Raw genomic sequence first — 5,051 nt, 5'->3', positions numbered from 1 at the left:
CGATTTGAAAATATCTAATGAATCTTGAGAAACTACCAGATAATTTTTATACTTATATAATTTTTTATATACTATATTCTTTGTATTTCTTTTTTCAATAATTGTGATTCCAATTCCATAACTGGCATCTTTAAAACCTATTGTATCATTTATTTTTTTAGAAGATAAAATTAAAAATATATCCTTTGGATTATCAATTGACTTTTGTGATTTATATAAATCTAGTGATACATTAAGTAATTCTTCTATACTGTGCTTTTTTATCTTTTTAATATTCTGTGCAGAACAGGATATAAAAGAAAGACTAAATATTAATAAAAGTTTATTTATCATTTTGTTTTACCTTTAAATGTTGCTGTTGAGTTATTATATTGAACGTATCCGCCTCCCAATTTTTCATTTAACATTGGACTATACATATATCTTGTTAACCCCTTAATTTCAGATGTAGATCTATCTCCCTTATAACCATGAAGTGGATTTATGCTAAATGTTACACTTCCGTTTGTAAATCTTTCGGCAAAGCCAGAGGGAGCCATTTGTCCTGTGATGGTAGGATGGCTATGGGCATTTTCAACCCAGCTACCATTTTTTACGATATGAAGGCCATTTCCTTGTGAAAGGTTTAAGTCTGGAAATATTAAATTAGCTTGTTGAACAACATTTGATAGGTGATTTGTATTAATCAAATTTGAGGAAAAACCATCGGAAAAATTTATTTTATTTTGAGCAAATTCGACGTTCGTATTTTCCGCTACAAATTCAAAAAATTGAGTAGCAGTATCATAATTATCAATTTTTAAATAAGTCATTTTATCACCTGTTGTCCCCTCACCACTTAAATTATATGGTACCGTCTTCGCTTCTCCTATTTGCGAATCTCCTGTAGGATTAGTTTCTGTTACATTAGTACGATCAATTTGTATAGACTTAGACTCATCTTCATTTGTAATAGTGTCATAGGGGTTATTGTCTTTTGTTCTTTCTATATTACCATTATTAAAAATCTTAATCTTATCTTCCGCTTGCATTCCATCCGGATCAATAAATCGGATTGGATTATTATAGGCATAATTATAAGTACTCCATCGTCTAGAGGTTTCCGCCAGTGGATCCACCACACCCCATCTTCCAATATCTGCCATATACATTCTTGCTCCGTAATCATACATTCCGGTCTCCTGCAATTCCTTGCCGTTGTACTTATAATTTTTATATGTACTCGGTCCAAAGAAAGATGCTCCAGTATTTAAATGACTCATTCCAAAAGGGTAATAATCATTAGAATCTGTAATTTCAAGAGCTCCTATGCTGTTTCTTCCAAAACTTAGTCTTACATTTCCTAAATGATCCTGATATTGGTAAATATACTGATCTTTTTCGTAATCATAAAACCCTTCTGCAGTTGGAAAGAATTGTAGGTCTACGGTTTTAACTGCGGGGGTTGCGGAAACTTTTCGTGGTTCCACAGAAAACGCCTCTATTTCCATTGCTTTTCTCATGGGAGACATGGCAAAAGCCGCAGATTCTGCCTCTCCGGTACCGCCTCCGCCAGGTAAACTACCTCCTGTTGTTTCCATACGGCTGTACTGAAATCCGTCTAAATAATCGGTATCAGTTGTAGTCGTTACAGTTCCGTTAATACCATCATTCGATTCAACGATTCTTTTATGCAATTTTACTCCATCCCCTCTGTATAGGTGATTTATATTATAATTAGGACCACGGGTTATTAAATTGGGTAGATTCAAATGGTTATAACCAATTCCTGCAATCTGTTTATCCGGCATATCTTTCATATTGCCATTGAGATCATAGCTGATTGTATTTCCCCCGCCTTCGTATCCCGCCTGATTGTTGGTACTGTCCTGAATATTAGTCAGTCGGTTTCCGGAATAGGTATAGGTAAGATTATCAATAACTGTTGCTGTATTTATTCCCGCTTTGACTATTGAAGTTCTATAAAGGGTGGTAATATTTCCATTTAAATCATAGGCTAAAGATTCTATATTTTCTTTACTGTTCGGATTATTGGGATTCTGATAATACCCCGCGCTTAACCTGTTCAAACCATCATAGGCATATCCATACCTTTTGGGGGTAATGGGTGGGTTAGCTCCAATACTCCGTACAGACCTCCAATCTACTTCTGCAATATTTCCGTTGTATCTTGGTTTTACATTCTTCCCGGGGAATTGTATAGCATCGGGGTTTTCGATACCTTCTCTCTGGTTGTATTTAATTTTATAAGCAAATAATTTTCCGCCTAAATCAACAACAGGCATTTGGTTTTTATTGATATCGGTCATCCAGCCCCTGATATTATAATCATAATCAATACTTTGAAGGTTGTTTCCTACTTTTTTATTGCTGAGCTGGGAAAGTTCATTGTACGTATTTTCAGTCAGAAGCTGCTCTGGATTGCCATCTACCTGATGCCAGTGTTCCTTCACCCTGTTTTGGGAATCATAAACAAAACGCTCCTGAATGGTTACCCCCGATTCACCGGGTTTTCTAAGGTGATAGATATTGGTGTTTTGTGGAACTCCTGCAAAATCCAGCACGGATTCTGTTTTGGTATAGCCTCCCAAATGGTTGATAGAATACGTGCCGATAACTCTTGCTTCATTATCATAATAAGTGTAGGTTTTACTCCAGTTATCATCTTCAACATTCTTCACCAGACTCATGACAGGAAGCCCTTTCGTACTTCTTCCATCTGTACCAGGCGTTTCCGGCAATACGGATTGCCCCTGAATAGTTGCTGGAAAAGATGGATTGAAGCTGTAAGCAGGATAAGTATCATAATAATTAATGCTTAAAACCTGTACCAGATTAGCAGGAAGAGCTCTGTTGGTATAATAGATAGGCATCCCGTTTATGGTAAAGAATGCTTTACTTCGCTTTTCGTTGGTATAAACAGCTGCTGTTACATTGGTCTGAAGGGTTTGTCGTGTAGCATTATTATTGGTAATACCATTCAAAATCACTCTGCCAAACTCATCATATTTCATTAGCAGCCATTTTCCCTGAGCTTTAAGATTTTCATCCTGAGACATTACGAGCTGGTCGGCCTTATTGTATACCATATATTCCCAGCTCTTTCCGGGAAGTTTCTTTTCTACCAAACGATTTTTCTCATCATAGCGGTATTGATAACACAAGTCATTAAGTGCTGGGTTCACATCTGTAAGAATGGAGGCTGTGGGAGGAATCACAAAAGCTAACTGGTCATATTCATTGTATACATAATAAGTGTCTGCATTGTCTGAAGCATTAATTAGTTTTCTTACAAGAATGACCTGTCCTTTCCCATTTTTAAATTCTATGGTTTTGTTTCCGTCTTCATCGGTCACCGTATTTTTATAGAGCTTAGACTCGGGATAGATTCCTGTTGACGGTGGAAGTTTAGTTTTAGTAGCTGCATTTTCCCATGCTGTAGTAGTGATAAACATTTTTACAGCATCGGCCACTGTATTGGCTTCATAATCAAACTTTACAGGCTTACCAGCCCAGTCATTACCCACCTGGATCTGCTGCTGGATTCTGTTCAAAGGCGAGTTTTCCAATACTTTCTCTGAAAATATCTTTTCTGAACCATAAGGCGTATTGGTCACATTAGCTAAAGGATTTGGAACAATGGCTCCATTCAAGGTTCCGGATTGGGGAACCGGTAAATACTCTTTTACCTGTCTTCCAAAGCCGTCATATTCAAAATAGGTTACTACATCCTTTCCTTGTGGTGAAGCTTTTACATTAACGACTTGTTTAGATCTTCCCAATCCGTCAAAATACTGTACGGTTTCAGCAGATTTTGTAGCCGTAGCTCCATTGTAATACAAATAGGTTTTAGCCTGAATATAGTTTTCGCTGTTAGGAAGTGGGACAAGCTGTGCCTGTACACTTCCTGTTAACAGTACTCCTATAGGAATTATTATCTTTTTCATCGGTATTAGTTTTTATAGTTGTACTTCATTTCCTTTACTACCTTTCCATTCGCATCAGCTACTTTTATCAGCCTTCCTACCGAATCATAGGTATAAAACTCTGTGATTCCTGTTGGTGGAGTGATACTTCTGACTCCTACCAGTAGATCATATGTGTAAGTAGTGACCGGGAAAGTAGGAAACTGAGCTCTGAATGTTTTGAAAGCATCTAATAAAGCTGTTTTATCATTATTCAATGCTATACCTGGAGCTGTATCCTGATCGGAAGCGCTCACAATAGCGTTGATATATGGCAAAACCTGGGCATAGGTTACCCCTTCTATTTTAGCAATAGGCTTGGTATTGTTATAACCCCAAATCACTGCTGTCGGAAGCATACCGTTGATAGTGTACTGTTGCAGATTACCTGTGGCATCATACTTATCATAGGTGACTTCCGTAGATTGAACTCCTGTATCAATTCCATAAGAAACTACCGAAGTAGGAAACAATGTTGCAGGATCATCATATCTGGTTTCTGTTTTTGAAAGCGTTTTTCCGGCAGGATCACTTACATTCTGCTTCTTTGCAACAATGGTTTGCAAAGGAATACCAATCATATTGGCATTGATCAACTTCTGACTGCCTTTTTCATAAGCATACTGATACAAAGTCTGTTGGCTGGAACCGGAAGTTTCAGCATCTATCATCATCGGGTTGGTATGCTTATAATTGGTATCATAAGTATAATTGGTAATCTCATCAATACCGTTGCTACTATTGGTTAAATAATTAGTGGTTTTCATCATTTTCTTCTTTACCCAGGCAGATGATATTTCATATCGGTTAACCGTAAACGTTGTAAAATTGGCAGCGATTGCTTTAATTCCAATCACATAAGGTCTTATCGGCAGAGTTGGAAATCCTGCACTATAATCATTGGAAAGACTGTTGAAATGATTATCAAAATCATAAGTGATAGTATCTTTTTTCAGCATCTTCTTCTGAGAATCATAATAATTTCGTCCGATTAAAATTCCACGGGCAAACTGATTGTTGGCATAAGTGAATATGGGGCTTCTGGCATTTTTAGCATTGGTGTGACTAAGATTCATGTATTCATCT

Annotated in this window: 2 protein-coding genes and 1 pseudogene; all 3 read right to left on the bottom strand. The window is 36.9% G+C overall.

Translation table 11 applies throughout. The features are described 5' to 3' along the window. A partial coding sequence (locus tag JML65_RS23665) for a hypothetical protein (RefSeq protein WP_202272590.1) occupies nt 1-333 on the bottom strand: 333 nt, incomplete at its 3' end. Next, complete coding sequence (locus tag JML65_RS23660) at nt 330-3,947, bottom strand: DUF6443 domain-containing protein (RefSeq protein WP_202272588.1); 3,618 nt, start codon at nt 3,945-3,947, stop codon at nt 330-332. The genes JML65_RS23660 and JML65_RS23665, both read right to left, overlap by 4 nt. A gap of 5 nt (nt 3,948-3,952) precedes the next feature. Continuing rightward, nucleotides 3,953-5,051, bottom strand: a pseudogene (locus JML65_RS23655) (hypothetical protein); the annotation flags it as partial.

It is taken from the genome of Chryseobacterium sp. KMC2, from assembly GCF_016756935.1.
Classification (GTDB): domain Bacteria; phylum Bacteroidota; class Bacteroidia; order Flavobacteriales; family Weeksellaceae; genus Chryseobacterium; species Chryseobacterium rhizosphaerae.
The sequence above is the reverse complement of the archived record's forward strand: the minus strand, read 5'-3'. Positions and strand labels throughout refer to the sequence as shown.